Origin of the sequence: Streptomyces endocoffeicus (assembly GCF_016741935.1) — a bacterium.
Classification (GTDB): domain Bacteria; phylum Actinomycetota; class Actinomycetes; order Streptomycetales; family Streptomycetaceae; genus Streptomyces; species Streptomyces endocoffeicus.
Window position 1 is genome coordinate 166546 of record NZ_JAERRG010000012.1, and the last position, 17870, is coordinate 184415.

Annotated in this window: 16 protein-coding genes; 7 read left to right on the forward strand and 9 right to left on the reverse strand. The window is 69.2% G+C overall.

What is annotated here, in order from left to right; translation table 11 throughout:
* Window positions 1-2: 2 nt before the first annotated feature.
* The 4 genes from JK364_RS28075 to JK364_RS28090 form a co-directional block, all read right to left on the reverse strand.
* Complete coding sequence (locus JK364_RS28075; protein ID WP_201854108.1) at window positions 3-959, reverse strand: MerR family transcriptional regulator; 957 nt, start codon at window positions 957-959, stop codon at window positions 3-5.
* A 125-nt stretch (window positions 960-1084) separates the two neighbouring features.
* Window positions 1085-1552 carry a GNAT family N-acetyltransferase gene (locus JK364_RS28080; RefSeq protein WP_201854109.1) on the reverse strand — a complete coding sequence of 156 codons (468 nt, stop codon included), beginning with the start codon at window positions 1550-1552 and terminating at the stop codon, window positions 1085-1087.
* Between the two features lie 161 nt (window positions 1553-1713).
* Entirely contained in the window at window positions 1714-2439 is a 726-nt protein-coding gene (locus JK364_RS28085) for a DUF899 domain-containing protein (RefSeq protein ID WP_201854110.1), read from the reverse strand.
* A gap of 202 nt (window positions 2440-2641) precedes the next feature.
* The gene (locus JK364_RS28090; protein WP_201854111.1) at window positions 2642-3268 is read right to left on the reverse strand and encodes a DUF4232 domain-containing protein; all 627 of its coding nucleotides are present in this window, start codon (window positions 3266-3268) and stop codon (window positions 2642-2644) included.
* A gap of 487 nt (window positions 3269-3755) precedes the next feature.
* On the opposite strand from JK364_RS28090, the gene xynA reads away from it, so the two are divergent.
* The 3 genes from xynA to JK364_RS28105 all read left to right on the forward strand — a co-directional run bounded on the left by xynA (window position 3756) and on the right by JK364_RS28105 (window position 6420).
* Window positions 3756-4451: an endo-1,4-beta-xylanase XynA gene (gene xynA / locus JK364_RS28095; RefSeq protein ID WP_201854112.1), complete on the forward strand. Its 696-nt coding sequence runs from the start codon at window positions 3756-3758 to the stop codon at window positions 4449-4451.
* Between the two features lie 233 nt (window positions 4452-4684).
* Window positions 4685-5911 (forward strand): hypothetical protein, encoded by a 1227-nt coding sequence (locus tag JK364_RS28100; RefSeq protein ID WP_201854113.1) that lies wholly within the window; start codon window positions 4685-4687, stop codon window positions 5909-5911.
* Entirely contained in the window at window positions 5908-6420 is a 513-nt protein-coding gene (locus tag JK364_RS28105) for a hypothetical protein (RefSeq protein ID WP_201854114.1), read from the forward strand. The genes JK364_RS28100 and JK364_RS28105 overlap by 4 nt, the downstream gene beginning before the upstream one ends.
* On the opposite strand, the gene JK364_RS28110 is transcribed toward JK364_RS28105, so the two are convergent.
* Window positions 6395-8518 carry an AAA family ATPase gene (locus JK364_RS28110; protein ID WP_201854115.1) on the reverse strand — a complete coding sequence of 708 codons (2124 nt, stop codon included), beginning with the start codon at window positions 8516-8518 and terminating at the stop codon, window positions 6395-6397. The genes JK364_RS28105 and JK364_RS28110 overlap by 26 nt on opposite strands.
* Window positions 8519-8670: 152 nt before the next feature.
* Between JK364_RS28110 and JK364_RS28115 the strand changes: the two genes are divergently transcribed.
* Window positions 8671-11925: an AfsR/SARP family transcriptional regulator gene (locus tag JK364_RS28115; protein ID WP_230992602.1), complete on the forward strand. Its 3255-nt coding sequence runs from the start codon at window positions 8671-8673 to the stop codon at window positions 11923-11925.
* 419 nt (window positions 11926-12344) lie between these two features.
* On the opposite strand, the gene JK364_RS28120 is transcribed toward JK364_RS28115, so the two are convergent.
* A complete protein-coding gene (locus JK364_RS28120) occupies window positions 12345-13298 on the reverse strand; it encodes a LysR family transcriptional regulator (RefSeq protein ID WP_201854116.1) in 954 nt (317 codons plus the stop codon).
* 104 nt (window positions 13299-13402) lie between these two features.
* Between JK364_RS28120 and JK364_RS28125 the strand changes: the two genes are divergently transcribed.
* The 3 genes from JK364_RS28125 to JK364_RS28135 all read left to right on the forward strand — a co-directional run bounded on the left by JK364_RS28125 (window position 13403) and on the right by JK364_RS28135 (window position 15326).
* Window positions 13403-14296: an NAD(P)H-binding protein gene (locus JK364_RS28125; protein WP_201854117.1), complete on the forward strand. Its 894-nt coding sequence runs from the start codon at window positions 13403-13405 to the stop codon at window positions 14294-14296.
* Between the two features lie 21 nt (window positions 14297-14317).
* On the forward strand, window positions 14318-14683 hold the full coding sequence (locus JK364_RS28130; RefSeq protein WP_201854221.1) for a darcynin family protein: 366 nt from the start codon (window positions 14318-14320) through the stop codon (window positions 14681-14683).
* An 88-nt stretch (window positions 14684-14771) separates the two neighbouring features.
* Window positions 14772-15326 (forward strand): NUDIX hydrolase, encoded by a 555-nt coding sequence (locus JK364_RS28135; RefSeq protein WP_201854118.1) that lies wholly within the window; start codon window positions 14772-14774, stop codon window positions 15324-15326.
* Window positions 15327-15398: 72 nt separating this feature from the next.
* Here JK364_RS28135 and JK364_RS28140 read toward each other — a convergent pair whose 3' ends face one another.
* The 3 genes from JK364_RS28140 to JK364_RS28150 all read right to left on the reverse strand — a co-directional run bounded on the left by JK364_RS28140 (window position 15399) and on the right by JK364_RS28150 (window position 17604).
* Complete coding sequence (locus JK364_RS28140) at window positions 15399-15842, reverse strand: nuclear transport factor 2 family protein (protein WP_201854119.1); 444 nt, start codon at window positions 15840-15842, stop codon at window positions 15399-15401.
* A 99-nt stretch (window positions 15843-15941) separates the two neighbouring features.
* Window positions 15942-16700 carry a sulfite exporter TauE/SafE family protein gene (locus JK364_RS28145; RefSeq protein ID WP_201854120.1) on the reverse strand — a complete coding sequence of 253 codons (759 nt, stop codon included), beginning with the start codon at window positions 16698-16700 and terminating at the stop codon, window positions 15942-15944.
* 136 nt (window positions 16701-16836) lie between these two features.
* Window positions 16837-17604 (reverse strand): DUF4232 domain-containing protein, encoded by a 768-nt coding sequence (locus tag JK364_RS28150; RefSeq protein ID WP_201854121.1) that lies wholly within the window; start codon window positions 17602-17604, stop codon window positions 16837-16839.
* Window positions 17605-17870 lie beyond the last annotated feature (266 nt).

The following is a 17870-nucleotide window of genomic DNA, read 5'->3' on the forward strand; positions in this document are numbered from 1 at the left end:
GGCTACAGAGGGTTCTCCCGCAACCAGGTCAGCACCTGGTCGGCGTGCTCGTTCGGCGGGAAGATCGGATAGAAGGCGTGCTCGATCGCGCCATCGCGGATGATCAACGTCAGCCGTTTGTAGAGCGTCAGCCCGCTCACCTCGAACGTGGGCAGACCGAGCGTCCGCGCCAGGCTCCGCGTGGGGTCGGAGAGCATCTCGAACGGCAGGCGGAGCCGCTCGGCGACCTCGCGCTGATAGTCGGTTTCCTGGCTGGACAGCCCGAACACCCGGACCGCACCGGCCGCGAGCAACTCCTGGTAGTGGTCACGGAAGCCGCACGCCTCGGGGGTACAGCCGCGCGCCCCGGGGATCGTGTCCCAGCCCTCGGGCAGGTCGGTGCCCGGACGGCCGGTGAGCGGGTAGATGTAGATCACCGTACGGCCCGGTCCGAGGGCGTCGAGACGGACCGTCGCACCGCCGGTGCTGTGCGCTTCCAGGGGCGGCGCGGACGTCCCGGGCAGATGGGCGGCCGCACCGTCGTCCTCGGGTACGGGCAGGTCGGGCGGCAGGCTCAGGTAGTCGGTCATCAGGCGCTCTCCTTCGTCGGTGGCCGGGACACGGCTGTTGCGATGGGCGGCCTGCCGCAGATGCGTGATCAGCGCCGTCCGGCGCGCGGTGAGCCCCGCGATGCGCCGGGAGAGCTCGTCGATCGCCTCCCGGTACTCGGCCAGTGAGGCCGGGCAGTCATCGGCGTGCCGATGACCGCCGGCGAGACAGTCCAGGAACGGCCGGGTGCGCTCCACGGGCAGCCCTAGTTCGCTGAGCGCCCGGATCTCCCGCACGAGCCGCACATCGTGCTCGCCGTAGTCCCGGTAGCTGTTGGCCAGCCGCTCGGGCGTCAGCAGCCCCAGCGATTCGTAGTAGCGCACCGCTTTGGTCGTCACACCCGCCCGCCGGGCCAGCTCACCGATTCGCACGTCTCTCACCTCGAAGAACGCTAAACCTTGCCCTCGAGGGTAAGGTCAAGTCGAGGTGCCGGTACCGCTGGGCAGTGCTCCGTACCGCTGGGCAGTGCTCCGTCGGCGGCCCGGCCGCTACCCCTTCACCGCTCGTCGGGCGCCGGTTCGGTTACGCGCTTCCGGTAGTGGACGCGGTCGTACTGGCCGTCCCGGCGGCGTTCCGTCACCTCGTATCCGTACCTCGGGTAGATCTCCTGGTTCTCCCACATGAGGGCGTTGGTGTAGAGCCGGATCTCCGGGAGGCCGAGGGCGCGTGCGTGGGTTTCGGCGAAGGTGAGCAGGTGCTTGCCCACGCCCTGGCGGTGGGCGTCGGGGTGTACGGCGATGTTCTCCAGGACGAGGTGGTCGGGCTCGGCCACCAGGACCAGCACGCCCACGACCGGGTCGCCGGTGACGAAGACGCGGCCCGCCGCGATGTCGGCCGCGTGGTCGGCGTCCATGGGGGCCGGGCGGAGCCCGATCCGGGCGACGTAGGGGCGGTATGCCGCGTCGATGACGGCCTTCACGGCGTCGGCGTCGGCGGCCGTCGCGGGGCGGAGGTGGTGGTCCATGGCTCCACAGTGTGCGGCATACGGACGTCAATGTGTGCTGGTCACGGGGCTGGCCTCGGGGGCCGCGAAGGTCAAGCGGGCTGGTGACGGGGCCCCGGAGGTCAGGCGGGCTGGTGACGGGCCCCGGAGGTCAGGCGGGCCAACCTCGGGGGCCGCGGAGGTCAAGCGGCCCGGCCTCGGGGGCCGCGGCGCGTTTGGGCCAGCCATTCCGGGGCCGGCTCGGGGGCACCGTATGCGTCGTGCCAGTTCCACCATTCGTACGGCGGGGTCTGGGGGTAGCCCTCGGGCGAGTCCTCCCATGTCTCCTGCCGTCCGAGCGCGGTCATGTCGAGGTAGCTCCAGGTGCTGCCCAGCGCCTCGTCGCCGCGGGCGTTGATGAAGTAGGTGCGGAACACGCGGTCGCCGTCGCGGATGAACGCGTTCGTGCCGTGCCACTCGTCCACGTCGAAGTCGGCGTCGAAGTCATCGGTGATCGTGTACCAGGGCATCGTCCAGCCCATCCGCGCCTTCACCTGCTCGATCTCCGGCTGCGGGGCGCGCGAGGCGAAGACGAGGGTGGTGTCGCGGGCGTTGAGGTGGGCGAGGTCGCCGACGTGGTCGGCGACCATGGAGCAGCCGCGGCAGGCGTGCTCGGGCCAGCCGTACACGATGGGCTCGAAGAAGGCGCGATAGAGGATCAGCTGACGACGCCCCGCGAACAGGTCGAGCAGGCTCATCCTGCCCTCGGGGCCGTCGAACGCGTACGCCTTCTCCACCGCCAGCCACGGCATCCGCCGGCGCTTGGCGGCCAGTGCGTCACGGGCGCGGGTCAGCCGCTTCTCTTCGCCGAGCAGCTGCTGACGCGCGGCCTCCCACTCCTGCGCCGAAACGATCGCGGGTGACTCCATCGTGACGTTCACCTTCCAGTCCGGTTCCAGTCCGGTCCACGCTCCACCGCCCCCGCCATCCAGGGTCGGCCGTCGTGGGCGAGGGCGCACGCCGGTGCGCCGGAAGTTGAACGTTCGATCGATCAGGGAGTCTTGTTGCCCGTACTCGTTGCTCATGGCAAATCCCCAGGCCAGCGGCCTGGGGATGCCATGCTGTGCGCGCCTACTTGCCGGTGCCGACCGGGTCCACCTTGATGGCGTCGCCGGAGCCGTCGGTGACGGGGACGTTGATGCTCACGGGGAGGGAGTGGGAGTGGGTCTCGTTGGGCGGGGTGACGACGAGGGTGGTGAAGGTCTCGCCGCTGCCGCCGGAGTTGTTCGGCGGGTAGTAGAGCGTGAAGCGGGTCTCCTCGCCCGGCTTGACCTTGGTCTTCGGCGCCGCGATGTCGCTGCGCTCGGCGCTGAGCGAGCCGTTCTTGCTCTTGAGGTCCACGCCGGGGAAGCCCTGGAGGGTGCAGGGGGCGGACCCGTTGTTCTTGAGGTCGACGATCAGCGTGCCCTCACCCATGCCGTGCGAGCTCCTGAACCCGAGCTGCGAGGTCTTGCAGGCGCCCGCACCGGCGCCGCCACCGCCGCCCGCACCGCCATTGCCCTGGTCGCCTCCGGCCGAACCGGACGAGCCCCCGTCCGACGAACCGGAGTCCGAGGAGTCGCTCGCGGCCGAGGAGGGCGAGCTTCCGCCGGCGTCCGCGTTGTCCTGGCACGCGGTCAGACCGAACGCGGCGACAGCGACGACGGCCGCGGCGGCGGCCTTGCGGGCATGGCGAAGGGTGGTGCTGCGGTGCGACATGGGTTCCCTGTTGTCGTGGGCTTCGACCCCGTCCCCCGGGGTCGTGACAGTAAGACTGTCAGTTGACACTGACGATCTACTGCCGCGCCACTAACGCCCCGATAACAGGCTCACAACGCTCTGACCTCGTACTTCGTCGTCCCGACCGCCTTGTAGAGCGAACCCGCGCAATATGAGGGCGAGTTACGTCATGTACCGCATCATCCTCTTTGTCCGGCCGAGCTCCATGGGCGCTGAATCAATCCGGAAGGGCTCCGAAAATTTTCGATGAATGATCCCCGGAAATGATCTCTCATCTCTCCCCCTCATCGATCATTCCCGGATTCGATCAATAAGGAGAGGCGTTGAACAGGAAATACTACCTCCCGAGAGATCACCGGCCACAACAGAGTTTCCGTAATCCTTGCGGAAACCGTTGACACCCCACGGTGCCGGTCCAACACTGTCCGCACCAACAGGCCCCCACCACAACCGAGGAGGAGGAAACATGCACCGGGACGACACCCCCGCCCGGCCGATCAGCCGCAGAAACTTAATCGGCCGGGCCGGCGCCCTGACGCTGGTCACGTCCGGGCTGACGCTGCCCACTATCGGAACCGCGAGCGCCGACACCACCATCACCACGAACCAAACCGGCACCAACAACGGCTTCTACTATTCGTTCTGGACCGACGGCGGTGGGTCGGTCTCCATGACGCTGTCGTCAGGCGGCAGTTACCGGACCTCATGGACCAACTGCGGGAATTTCGTGTGCGGTAAGGGCTGGAGCAACGGCGGACGCAGGAGCGTGCAGTACTCGGGCAGCTTCAACCCGTCCGGCAATGGATATCTCTGTCTCTACGGGTGGACCTCGAATCCGCTCGTGGAATACTACGTCGTCGACAACTGGGGTACATACCGGCCCACGGGAACGTACAAGGGCGCCGTCACCAGCGATGGCGGCACGTACGACATCTACCAGACAACGCGCTACAACGCCCCCTCGGTCGAGGGCATCCGGACGTTCAACCAGTACTGGAGCGTCCGGCAGTCGAAGAAAACGGGCGGCACCATCACCACGGGCAATCACTTCGACGCATGGGCCCGGTCCGGAATGGGTCTGGGCACCTTCAAGTACTACATGATCCTCGCGACTGAGGGATATCAGAGCAGCGGGAATTCGAATCTCACCGTGAGCGGATGACATTCCGGTCCGACCCGGCGATCCCGTGCCACCACCACAGAGCCCCAGGCCAACCGCCTGGGGCTGCTTTCTTGTCCGGGCCACGCCACGCTCCCCGGTGCCCGTCGCGGTTCGGGCCCCGCAAGGTTTCGGCAAGGGGTCGGCAAGCCTTCTGTCCGGCCGGCCGGGGAGAGGACCGAGGTCAACGAAAGTCCGTATCCGAAACCCGCACAAGAGATCAACGGGGGGACGCCATGTCGGCGTTGAGCACGATCGCAGATTATTCGTCGGACGAGCCCCGCCAGTGGCTCACACTGGTGGGACGCAAGAAGGTGCTGGCCGTCGTCCACACCATCACCTACGCCAAGCGGCTTCTCGATGTCCTGTCACTCCTGGAGGCCGACTTCCGGCTCCAAGTGGTGTTCACCACGCCACCCCATGCCTTCGGGGACGAAGTGCCGCGCTTCCTCCAACAGTTGGGAAGCCCTGTGCTCCCTTGGTCAGAGGCTACCCACATGACGTTCGACCTCGCCGTGGCAGCGGGTCCGCGCGGAGTGGAGCAGGTGCAAGCGCCCCTGATCACGCTGGGGCACGGTGCCAACTACCTTAAACGCGTGCCCGGGGCGTCGGATGCGGGCGTTGCCGGGCTGCGCAGGCGGGACCTCATGCCCGGCGGGAAGCCTCCGGCCGCTGTGGTCGTACCGCACCAGGCTGATCTGGAAGAGCTGGGCCGACATTGCCCGGAGGCGCTTCAGCTGGCGCACGTGGTTGGCGACCCCGCGCACGACCGGATCACCGCGAGCCTGTCGCGGCGCACCGCGTATCGCCGTGCGCTGGGTCTCGCGGACGGGGAACGGCTGGTGCTCGCCGTCTCCACCTGGGGTCCCCACTCCTTCTTCGGCCGTTTCGAGATGTTGCTGCCGCGCATGGTCGGGGAGCTTCCACCCGGGCGGTACCGTATCGCCGTCCTCGTCCACCCCAACGTCTGGTCGGGCCATGGCCCCTGGCAGGTCAGGACGTGGTTGGCGTGGTGCCGCCGACTCGGGGTCAGCGTGGTGCCGCCAGAGGCCGACTGGCGCAGCGTCCTGATCGCCGCTGACTACATCATGGGCGACCACGGCTCAGTCACCCTCTACGGAACGCTCACCGGAGTGCCGATCCTGTTGACCGGGTCGCCGGAGCCGGAAATCAACCCGCGCTCTCCGGCCGCCACGCTCGCCGTCACCGCCCCGGCGCTGTCCCCGGCTCATCCGCTCCCTGAGCAACTCGACTACGCCGCCGCCGAATACCGCCCGGAGGAGTACGCCGCGATCGCCGCACGCATCACCTCCGAGCCCGGCCGTTTCCACCGCAACATGCGGCGGCTGATGTATCGGCTGATGGGATTGGGCCAGCCCGCCCACGAGCCGCGGGCGATGCCGCTGCCGGAGCCGCCGACGCTGCGAACGTGGTCGTCCGATCGTGGAGAGGCATCGGCATGAGGCGCCCGGCCGGTTGCTTCGTCACCGTGGAATGGTGGGAGGAGGCGCCACCGGATCCGGTGCCCACTCCGTCCGTGTGTCTCTGGACAGGCCCGGCGGCGGGCGGAGGCGTCCTGCTGGCCCGTACCGGTCTCACGGGCATCCGCCGGGCGGCTGTCCTCGACGAGCATCTGACGGTGGACGCCGATGTCTGCGCCGACGCACGCGGGCTGGACTGCGCCGACGTCCTGCGCGGAAGCCGCCCGCGGCCACCCGCCGAGGCGGTGCGGTGGCTTGCGGAGATCGGGCCCGCCGGACCGGGGTGCCGCCTGGCCGCCGTACCGCTGACCGGTGGCGGGTGGGTGGCGCGCGGCGGTACGGACCCGGGCGTGGTGACCCTGCCGTGCCGGGTGCCACCGGAGCAATGGCTCTTCGTGTCCTGCCTGCACGCCTGGCTGGTGGCGGGGCTCCCGCTGAGCGGAATGTTGGAGGCACGCCCGCGGATCACGTACCACCCGGCGATTCCCTGAGCCGACGCGCGTCGGAGGGGCTGGTGACCTCGAACAGCGCAAGCGCCCGGGCCCGGTAGTTCCGTGCCGCCGCCTCTTCCCCGCGGTCCCGGGCGCTGTCTCCGAGCATTTCGAGGGCACGAGCCTGCCAGTGGGCGGCGCCGGATGAGGTGAACACCGCGAGGGCCTCTTCCATCGCCGCCACACCCACCAGGTGCTCACCGGCGCGCGCACGGGCACGTCCCAGGAAGACCAAGGCGCGCGCCGCGTCATGGGGGTCGTTGACGGCCAGCAGGCCGGCGCGCGCATGTGTGAAGTACTCGACGGCCCGGCCCGTGTCATCCTGGGCGAGTGCGATCTCGCCCAGGATGATCCTGGCCAGGGCCACACCGCGGGGGTAGCCGCATGCCTCCCATAAGGCGATGGCCTGGTGCAGATACTCCACGGCACGCGCCATCCGCCGGGCCTCGCGGTGGCAGCCGCCGAGGCCCAGCAACGCCTGCCCCTCATCCCGTACGTCGCCCGCCTCGTGCGCCGCCCGGCGGGACTCCTCATACCACTCGGCCGCGTCGTCCACGCGGCCGGCGGCGCTCAAGCCGATGGCGCCGGAGTTGAGCATCTGGCGCTCGGCTTCGGCGTTGCCGTCTCCTCGGGCCGCCTCCAGGCCGATCTCGTGGGCCTCGATCCACAGGTCGTGGTGGCGCAGCCGAAGGAAGACCGGCCACATGGCGTCCACGAGCTGCCAGGTCATCGCATGCCACTCGCATGCCGCCGCGGCGCGTATCACCGCCATGAGGTTCATCCGGTGGGCATCCAGCCAGGCGAGCGCGCCCGGATCGTCGGTGAAGGGGATGGGTAGCCCGGCGGGGTGGACCACGTCCCTGTCGAGGGTGAACTGCGCGGGTGTGATCAGCTTCTCCGCTTCGGTGGCCGTCTCCAGATACCAGTCGCAGACCCGCCGCAGCGCCTCGGCACGAGTCGTAGCGCTCTCCTCAGCGATCGCCCGGCCGTGGGCGTGGACCCGCACGAGGTCGTGGAAGCGGCAGCTGCCCGGGCCGATGTCCTCCATCAGGTTGGCCTCGACGAGTTCGTCCAGCCGGGCTTCCGCCCATGTCAGGGACTCGGTGCAGGCCGCGGCGGCGCTTCTCGCGTCGAAGGTGCGCAAGGGCAGCGGGCCGAGCCTGCGGTACAAGAGGGCAGCGCCCTCGGTCAGTACGGCGTAGGAAGCGTCCAGCGCGTTGCTCACCGTGGTCTCACCCTCCACTTGCAGCACGGCCAGCCGCTCCGCGTCCCGGGTCAGGGCATCGGCCAGTGTCTTCACGGACTGTCGTGGCCTCGACGCCAGGCGCGCGGAGGCCAGGCAGACGGCCAGGGGCAATCCGGCACACAGCATGACGACCTGACGCACGGCGTGCGGCTCGTTCGCGACGCGGTCGTCACCGATCGCACGACTGAGCAACTCGGCCCCGGCTTCCGGTTCCAGCGGCTCCAACTGGTGCATCGCCGCTCCGTCCATGCGAAGGCCGGTCAGCCTGCGGCGGCTGGTGACCACGGTGAGGCCACCGGGCCCCGCGTGCAGCAGCGGGCGGACCTGCGCGGCCGTGAACGCGTTGTCCAGCAGTACCGCGATCCGGGCGTCAGCGGTCCAAGACCGCCACAGCGACGCCTTTTCGGCCATATCAGCGGGCACCGAGCCGGCACCGAGCGCCCGCAGGAACTGGCTCAGGATCTCACCAGAGCTCGCGGGACCCTCGGTCGAGTGGCCCCGGAGGTCGGCGTAAAGCTGTCCGTCGGGAAACTCGGGCGCGAGTGAGTGGAGCCAGCTGCACACCAATGTCGTCTTGCCGATGCCGGCCGGGCCGCTGACCACGACCAGCGAGCGTGATGTGGTGTCCCGCCCACCGCCGGTCAACTGTGCGTCCAGCGCCGCCAGGTCATCGCCACGGCCGGTGAAGTGGGCGGGGACCGGCAGGAGCTGCCGAGGTGGCGGCACCGCGGGGGCCGCGCCGGTGTGCACATGGATGCCGCCGTGCACATCGCGCGCCTGTACCGCGGGACCCTGAATCCGGGCCCGGTCACCGATCAGGTTCTCATGAGCGTCCCTGGGTACCTGGCCCATCCGTCTGCCCCCCGGTCAGTCGGTCGCCGTTTGTGTGGATCAGTCCGGTCCTACCCTCAACGGGGCTTCCGCGATGCACCCGGGGACGCCCGATGACGTGAATCGGCCAGTACGCCGCGAACGGCATATGGCGGCCTCCCACACCCCGTGCCATGCTCGCTGAAAATGGACAGACCAGCGGGAGGACGCTGGTGGACATCCACTTACTCGGGCCGGTGGAGCTTCGGCTGGAGGGTCGGCGGCTGAAGCTCGGTTCGGACAAGGAACGGGCCCTGCTGGCCGCGTTGGCGCTGGAAGTGGGCCGCCCCGTCTCCATGAACGCGCTCATGGACCGGCTCTGGGACGGCAAGGCTCCACCGCGCGCCCGCGAGAACGCGCACACGTACATCTCACGAGTGCGTAAACATCTACGCCTCGCAGGTACGGGGCCGAGCGCCCCGCGCATCACCAGCCGGGCCCACACCTATGTGCTGGAGACCGACCCCGACGCGGTCGACCTGAACCGCTTCCAGCGCCTCACCGATCTGGCCGGAGCGGCGGCGACGAGCGGCGAAGAAGAACGCGTCGTGGACCTCCTCACCCGAGCCGAAGACCTCTGGCAGGGAGAGGCCCTCGCCGGACTCCCCGGCACCTGGGCCGAAACCGTGCGCGCGATGCTCGCTGAACGCCGTCTCCACACGACCATTTCCCGTATCGCGGCTCTGCACCGGCTCGGTCGTTTCGCCGACTCGATCGGCGAGTTGTCCGCCATGGTGCGCGACCACCCGGAGGACGAGACGCTGGCAGGCCAGTTGATGCTCGCGTACTACGGCAGTGGCCGCTATACGGACGCCTTACGGGTGTACCAGCAGACCCGCCAGCTACTGATGTCGGAATTCGGCTCGCGCCCCGGGGCCGAACTGGAGCGAATCCATCAGAGTGTTCTTGACCGGAAACCGGTGAACAGGCTCGTCCGGACCGCCGCGGCCAGGGCGTCCTCCGAGCCTTCCTCCGAGGCTTCCTCCGTAGGGTATTCCTCCGCTCAGCCTCCGCCGCGGAATCTTCCGTACCAGCCCCCGCTCATCGGAAGGCGCTCCGAACTCGACGTCTTGATGGCGTCCATCGGCACGGAGTCGAGGGAAGGGGCGGTGCTGACGGTGGAAACGGTCAGCGGAATGGCCGGGGTCGGCAAGACGGCGGTCGCGGTGGACACCGCTCGGACTCTGGCTCCTCGATTCCCCGCCGGCCAGGTCTTCCTGGACTTGTGTGGCCATTCCTCCTCCCAGGAACCACTGAGTCCGAGCTCGGCCCTCGCCGCGCTCCTGCGGCTGTTCGGGACGCCCGCCGATACGATTCCCGTCCGATTGGACGAGTTGATCGCCCTGTGGCGGACCACCATCGTCGACCGCCGAGCGGTGATCGTGCTGGACGACGCGGCGGGTCCCGATCAAGTCGCACCGCTGCTGCCCGGCAATTCGCCCTCCCTGACCATCATCACCAGCCGCCGCCACCTGACGGGGCTTCCGCATGCGGTGCCGCTTGCCCTGGATGTACTGCCAACCGATGACGCGATCACTCTCTTCCGGAGTTTCGCGGGTGTGGCACGGACCCAGGACATCACGGAGACCGCTCGCATTGTGCGCCTATGCGGTCATCTGCCGCTCGCCATCGAATTGGTGGCCAACCGCTTCCGTTCCCGCCCCTCCTGGACCCTGACCACCCTGGGCGAGCGCCTGGCCCGCAGCCCCGGCCCCCTGGGCGAGATCCGCAACGCCGACCAGGAGATTTTGCGTGCTTTCGCCCTCTCCTACCGAGCCCTCGACGCAGCACAGCGCACCACGTTCCGGCGCTTGGGTCTCCATCCGGGGCTCGACTTCACGTCCGAGTCGGCCGCCGCGCTGCTCGACCTGCCGGCCAAGGAAACCGAGCGGCTGATTGAATCCCTGCTGGAGTGTCATCTCCTCCGGGAACCGACACCTGACCGGTATCGGTTTCATGACCTTCTGGGCGACTACGCTCGAATGCTCGCCTTTTCGGAAGACGATGAGTGGGAGCGCGAGCGGGCTCTGGTCCGGCTGATCACCTTCTATCTGCGGGCCGCGGAGCAGGCCGACCGCGTGGCATACCCACGGAGGATCCGGCTCGCCGCGGACGGCGCGGACCAGCTTCCGGCCCTTTCCCTCATGCGGAACGCCGATGAGGCGCGCGCCTGGTTCGCCACCGAACGTGGCAATCTGCTGGCCGCCGAGCGCCATGCCCGCACCCACGACTCGCCGGAGTCCGCAGCCCGACTCGCCCACGCCTTGGCCGGTTTCCTGGAGGCCGAGTGCCATTGGCAGGACGCCGCCGACATCCTCCAGCACACCGCCGACCACTGGTCCCGCACCGGCGACCAACCAGCCCTGTGCCACGCCCTGCTCCACCTCAGCTCCAACCACGCCAACACGAGCCGCTACGCGCAGGCCGTGGCGGCGGGCGAGCGGGCACTGGAGATCGCGCGGGGGACGGGAGACCGGGACGCGGAGTGGGAGGCGTATCGGATCCTGGGGGTGATTCATTGGCATATGGGCGAGAACGAGACGGCTGTGGTGCTGCACCAAAAGGCTTTGGCCATCGGTGTGGCGACGGGCAACGTCCTGAACCAGGCCAGGTCTCGGAACAATACCGCGATATCTCTGCTCGCCCTCGGGGAGCCGGATCGCGCGCTTGACCACTTCCAGAACGCGATATCAGGTTTCCGGACCGCAGGCGATGAGGCCAGCGTTGTGAGAACGCTCAACAATGTTGGCGACCTGCACACAATCCGAGGGAACCACACACAAGCCCGGAAGACTTTCGAGGAATTGCTCCCCCTGACAGAGTCAGCCGGAAACGCCTACGCCCAGGCAATGGTACGCACCAACTTGGCCGCGAATCTCGCCGAAACCGGCGAAACCGACCGCGCACTGGCACTCCATCAACAGGCGCTGACAGAATTTCGCATCCTAGGGGACAGAAAGAGTCAGGCGACAGCATACAACGGGCTCGGGGAAGCACACTTCAAGAAGGGCTCTGTTGACGCATCCGTCGAGAACCATGCGAAGGCCCTGGACATCGCCCGCGACATCGGAACAACCCAGGAAATTACGCGCGCCCTGCGCGGGCTGGGGCAAAGCGAACTCGCCAGCGGCCGACTCGAGTCCGCGACCGAGCACCTGGAAGCGGCCATAGCCGCCGCGGACAAGGCCAATGCCCGCGATGAGGGGGCCAGAGCACAGGGGACCCTCGCGGAGGTGCGGGCGACGACGGGTGATATCGCGGAAGCCCGGGAACTACTGCGGCAGGCGCTCTCTGTATTGAGTGGGTTGAACGAACGAGAAGCGAAGAGACTACACAAACTCCTGGCCAGAATCGATCATGGAGAAACAGAATTCACGACTCGTCAGTAAGTTAATCCCCGGTAGTGCGTAGCACTGGATGTCGCACACCTGTCCATCACTTGCGCGTTTGAAATTCTTCGCGGGGAGTACTAACCTCGCAGGCGCAATGATCATGGAACCCAAAGAAATTGGCGAGGACAGGTGCGCACATTGAAACCCTCCATGACCCGGCTTCGAGCAGTGACGTTTCACTCGGTTTTTGCCTGCATGCCGACTCTGCTCGCGTGGTGGGGACTAGTTAGCCGGTAGCCCAAATACAGCGGAGCCAGATGATGAGTGCGGCTGCGGTGACCGTGCCGAGTTGGACGTAGCCGCACTTGTCGAACCTGGTCGTGTTGCGCTCCTTGCCGAAACCGGGCGGCCATTCCGCCGGCCTTCCCCCGCCGGGCCCGGTTGGCGGCTTGGCCGGCCTTCTCGGCGGTGGCGTACTACTCGGGGTCGATGGTCGGTGTGCGGAGAGTGCGGCGGACGGTGTCGCGGAGCCAGCGGTGGGCGCCGTCGGCCGTGTGTCGGGGATGCCAGGCCATGCCGATGGTCAGGGGTGGCAGCGCCAGCGGGATGTCGAGGAGGCGCAGTCCGAGGGCGTTGGCGTCGTGGGTGAGGGGCGAGGGGGCCGCGCCGGGGAGTGCGGCGGGTACGAGGCAGACGAGGTCGCCGCGGGCGGCGAGGGTCATCGCGGCCAGGTGGCTGGGGAGGACGACGCTGACCCGCCGGTGGAGGTTCAGCTCGGCGAGGGCGGTGTCGAGGGGGCCGGTGAACCGGCCGCGGCGGCTGACCGCGACGTGTTGGGCGGCGGCGAGCCGGGCTGGGGTCAGCGGCCCCTCGGTGAGTGGATGGCCGGGCCGGACGGCCGCGACCATGCGGAGGCCGACCAGTTCTTCGACCTGGGTCTCGGGGTCCACATGGTCGATGGATCCGATCTCCAGGTCGATCCGGCCATCGCGCAGCGCGGGTCCGGCCTCCAGTTCTTCGGCCCGGATCCGGAATGAGACCCCCGGCGCCTCCCGCCGGGCCAGTCGCAGCAGCCCGGGGGCCAGTGCCGCGCCGACCAGGTCGGCGGCCTGGAGGGTGAAGGTGCCGCGGAGGCTAGCGGGGTCGACGCTCGCGCCGGGGCTGAGCAGCGCTCCCAGGCTGCGTACCACTGTGGCGGCTTCCTCGCGCAGGGCCTGGGCGCGTGGGGTGGGAACCATGGTCTGTCCGGCCCGGACCAGGAGGGGGTCCTGGAGGACACGGCGCAGCCGGGCGAGGGTGCGGCTCATGGCGGCGGGTGAGGTGTGCAGACGGGCGGCGGCGCGGGTCACGCTCTGCTCGGCCAGCAGAGCGTCCAGCGCGATGGCGAGATTGGCGTCGATGACCGGATCCGGGCTGTTCACCAGCATCATTCCATTTCGAGCAATGATTCCGTGCCGAAGTTCCCATTGTGGCAGCACGGAGAGCCTCAGCAGGATGAGGGCCTACCCGAACCGGCACGACCTGCGAGGTTTTGTTGATCGTCATCACTGCTCCCACCGGGAACATCGGCCGTCACCTGCTCTCCCGGCTCCTGGAGTCCGCTCCCGCCGCGGGTGAGGAACTGCGCGTGATCGTGCGCGATCCCGCCCGGCTTCCGGACGCGGCGCGCGGCCGCGTCGAGGTGGTCACCGGATCGCATGCGGAAGCCGGTGTCCTCGACCGGGCCTTCGAGGGTGCGGACGCCGTCTTCTGGCTCGTCCCCCCGGACGCGTCCCTGACCCCGTACGACACGTACAGCGGTTTCACCCTCCCCGCCCTCAAGGCGCTCGCCGCCCACGGCGTCGGCCATGTCGTCGGCGTCTCCGCGCTCGGCCGCGGCACCCCGCTCGCCGACCGGGCCGGCCTCGTCACCGCCTCCCTCGCCATGGACGACCTCATCGCCGGCACCGGCGTCGCCTACCGGGCGCTGGCCTGCCCGTCCTTCTTCGAGAACCTCCTGGAGGAAGCCGACTCGATCCGCGAGAAGGGCGTCTTCACCGACTCCGTCGACGCCGACCGCAAGGCCCCCATGGTCGCTGTCGCCGACATCGCGGCCACCGCCGCCGGCCTGCTGCTGAACCGCTCGTGGACCGGCACCGACAGCGTCCCGGTCCTCGGGCCGCGGGACCTGTCCCCCAACGACCTGGCCCGCATCATGACCGAACAGCTCGGCCGCCCCGTCCGCTACGAACGCCAGCCGCTCGACGAGCTGTCCACCACCCTCGTCGGCCACGGCCTCAACGAGGCATTCGTCCAGGGCATCGTCGACATGAAGCGGGCCAAGGACGAGGGCCTCGACGCCGGCGTCGCCCGCACCGCGGACACCACCTCCGCCACCGGTTTCGAGCAGTGGTGCGCCCAGACCCTCAAGCCCGCCGTCCTCGTCTGAAGTCCCTTAGGAGCCACGTTGCTGCCCGCTGAGAAGTCCGAACCGCCGGTCACGGCGTTCATGCTGGTCAAGACCACACCGGAATGGCTCGCGCTAACCGTCCAGGAACGCGTGGACGCCTTCACCACCCAGGTCCTGCCGGCCATCGAGGCCAAGACCACCGGAGTCCGGTCACGCTTCTACGACACGGAGTTCTACTCCGCGCGCGTCACCGACGTCTGGGTGTGGGAGGCCGAAGACCACCACACCTACCAGCGCCTCATCGACGCACTGCGCGAAACCCCCTTCTGGGACCGCTACTTCGAGGTCGTCGACCTTCTCGTCGGCACCGAGAACGGCTATGCGCGGACCTACGGTCTCGAACCCGTCGCCACTATCACCACCTGACAGCTGTCCGGGGAGGAGTGGTCCGGCCGAGTCCCGGCTCTTCGAAAACCCCGCGCCGTGGGCGGGCTCGCGTCGTTAGGATCCGCGCATGGCCACAGCCGATCACACAGTCCTCCACGTCCTTACGGGCTACCGGCCGAAGACCACCGCGGAATGCGCCGACGTCCAACGGGTGCGCGGCGTCATCGAGGGGGGCGCGCCCTGGGACCGGACGAGTCCCCTCCACATCACCGCCTCCGCCCTGATCGTGCACCCCGACAGCGGCCGAGTGCTGCTGCGTTGGCACCAGCGCCACCAGTCGTGGCTGCTGGTCGGCGGGCATGGCGACCCGGGTGAGTACGACCCGCTCGCCATCGCGCTGCGGGAGGGGCGGGAGGAGACGGGGCTGCCCGATCTGGCCCCGTGGCCGGACCCCGAGGTGCGGCATCTGGTGATCGTCCCGGTCCCCGCGAACAGCCGGGAGCCGGCGCATGAGCACGCCGATGTGCGCTTCGTGCTGGCCACCAGCGCTCCCGAGGCGGTACGGCCGGAGAACCCGGACGCGCCGCTGCGCTGGCTGACGCCGGACGAGGCGCGGATGGCGATCACGGAGGCGAACATCCTGGACACCCTGTCCAGGGTGGAGCCCCTGCTGGCACGCTGATCGCTCAACAGCCCGGCGTCACGTCTGATCCATGCCTGCGTCCCGCCTGATTCATGCCCGCCTCATGCCTGCTCATGCCTGCGGCGTGCTGAAGGCCTGGGCGACCGCGAGGCTGTCCTCGTAGACGTGATACCGGGTGACAAGGCCGCCCTCGAACGTGAGACGCAGGGCGAACCGCGCACGATAGGCCCGCCCGGTGGACCGGGCGGTCTGGCGGATCTCGCCCAGCACGACCGCGTCGTCGCCGTCGACGAGAACCCGCTCGACCTCGGTGGCCGCCTCCCCGGGCACATGGTGCCGGGCCAACTCCCGGAAGTGGTCCGCCACGTCCGCACGGGTGGACCGATGCCGGATCCACGGGGTGGCGGCGCGCCCGTGCTCGCCCTCCGGCCAGTCCAGCTTCCAGTCGCTGCGCTCGGCATACAGCCCGGCGATCCGCTCGGGGTCGCCCTCACCGATGCGGCGCAGCAGTTCCTCCACCAGGGCGCGGGTGGTCATGGGCGCGGCCAAGGACATGGTGATCCCTCCGATCGGAAACCTTGCGGGGAGCGATCACCATGCTGCCCAGCGCAGCGGTTCGGTGCGATTACGTCCGAGGTAATGACGTCGGCGGGGTCAGCGCCAGAGGGAGATGGCCAGTCCCAGTCCGCCCAGGGCTATGGCGATTCGGAGGGGGGTTTCGGGGAGGTGGCGGACGGCCAGGGGGCCCAGGCGGCTGCCCAGGAGGGCGCCCAGGCCCAGGGTGGCGGCGGCGGGCCAGTTGACGGGGGCGACGGCTACGTAGGCGACTGCCGCCGTTACGTTGGCCGCGCCGGTGGCGATGTTCTTGACGGCGTTGGTGACCGGGAAGGGTTCCGTGGCCGTCAGGGAGAGTACGGCCAGCATCAGGACGCCCGAGGCCGCGCCGAAGTAGCCGCCGTAGAGGCCGACCAGCAGGACCGCGCAGGCCAGCGGGAGGGTGGGGCGGGCGGTGTGGGCGAGGGGGCGTGAGCGGGAGGCCATGAGCCGGCGGAGCGGGTCGCGGACCAGGATCAGCACCGAGCCGAGGGCGATCAGCCACGGTACGACGGCCTCGAAGGCGGAGGACGGGGTGCCCAGCAGCAGGGCGGCCCCGACCGCGCCGCCCAGTGCCGCGATGGCGGCGAGCCGGAGGAGGCGGTCGCGCTGGCCGCGGAGTTCGGTGCGGGATCCGGCCGCGGTCCCGACGGTGTTGGAGAACAGCGCCACCGTGTTGGTCACATTCGCGGCCACCGGCGGCAGTCCTACCGCCAGCAGCGCCGGATAGCTGAACAGCGAGGCCAGCCCCGCGATCGAACCGGCGAGCCCGGAGGCCACACCAGCCGACACCAGCAGTGCCGCGGAGCCGATGCCCATCCGTTCCCCACCCCTGTGCCGGTGCCCTGTGCGCCGCGTCGGCGGCGCCGCTTCATCCTCCAGGGAGGGCTGTCTTCTATGCAAGACAGTGTTCATATGGGTGAACTCGGTGGCACAGGGGTGCTTGTGCGTGGTGTTACCAGGTCAGGGCGGTCTGCGCGTCCGTCTGCCAGTACGTGACCTTCGCGGCGCTGTCGACGTAGACCGAGCCGCCGGGCAGTTCGACCGGCTTGGGGTCCTCGCTGCCGTCGATGAAGACCTCGAGCGAGTCGACCTTGCCGCCCTCGTCGCCCGAGCCGTCCGCCGCGGAGGTGGTGATGCCCGCGTAGGCGCTCTCGCCCGGGGCGAGCATGACCACGGCCTGCGGCTTGCTGTCCTCGTTCACCGGGGTGGCGGCCTGCGCGTCGGCGCCGAACTTCAGGCCCGGGTAGCCGACCAGCTTGCAGTCCACGCCGGCCTTGTTGGTCGCCTTGAGCAGCATGTGGTTGATGGGGCTCTTGACGTTCTGGACGGTGATGGCCGTCTTGTTGATGTCGCAGTCGCCGACCGGCTCGGCCTCGGAGCCGCCCCCGGACTTCTGGGTCTGCGACTTGGCGTCCTTGACGCCCGCGGCGCCCTCCTTGCCGCCCTTGTCGGCCTGGCTCCCGTTGCCGGCCTGGCTCCCCGCGCCGGCCTGGTTCTCCTTGCCGGCCTGGTTCTCCTTGCCGGCCTCGTCCTTGCCCGCGCCCTGTCCGTCCGTGGCGGACGCGGGGGCGGTGGCCGACGAGTTCGCCTTGTCCGCCTTGTCGGAGCCGCCGTCTCCGCCCCCGCCGCACGCCGCGGTCAGGCTCAGGGCGGCAGCGGCCACGATGGAGGCGGCGATCGTACGGACGGTGCGGCCGCGGCGGTAAGCGGTGACGTTCATGGCGGGCTCCCCCAATGGGTCGGCGGTCCGGCCGGTGTTCCGCACCGGCCCTCGGTATGGCCATGAGCTTTCCGTGGTCCGCTGCCGTATCACTGCCGTCCCGACACCGTTCCGCTAACGCGCCGCTAACGGAACTTCCCCGTCCGGACCGGCCAGTTCACCCTCGTGCGTCACCCTGGCGCACATCACCGTTCCGCCACGTACTGGACGGCATGGTCCGCCGGGGCGCCAGCCGACCTAATGTAGGTCTTCGACAGGGCCGTTCG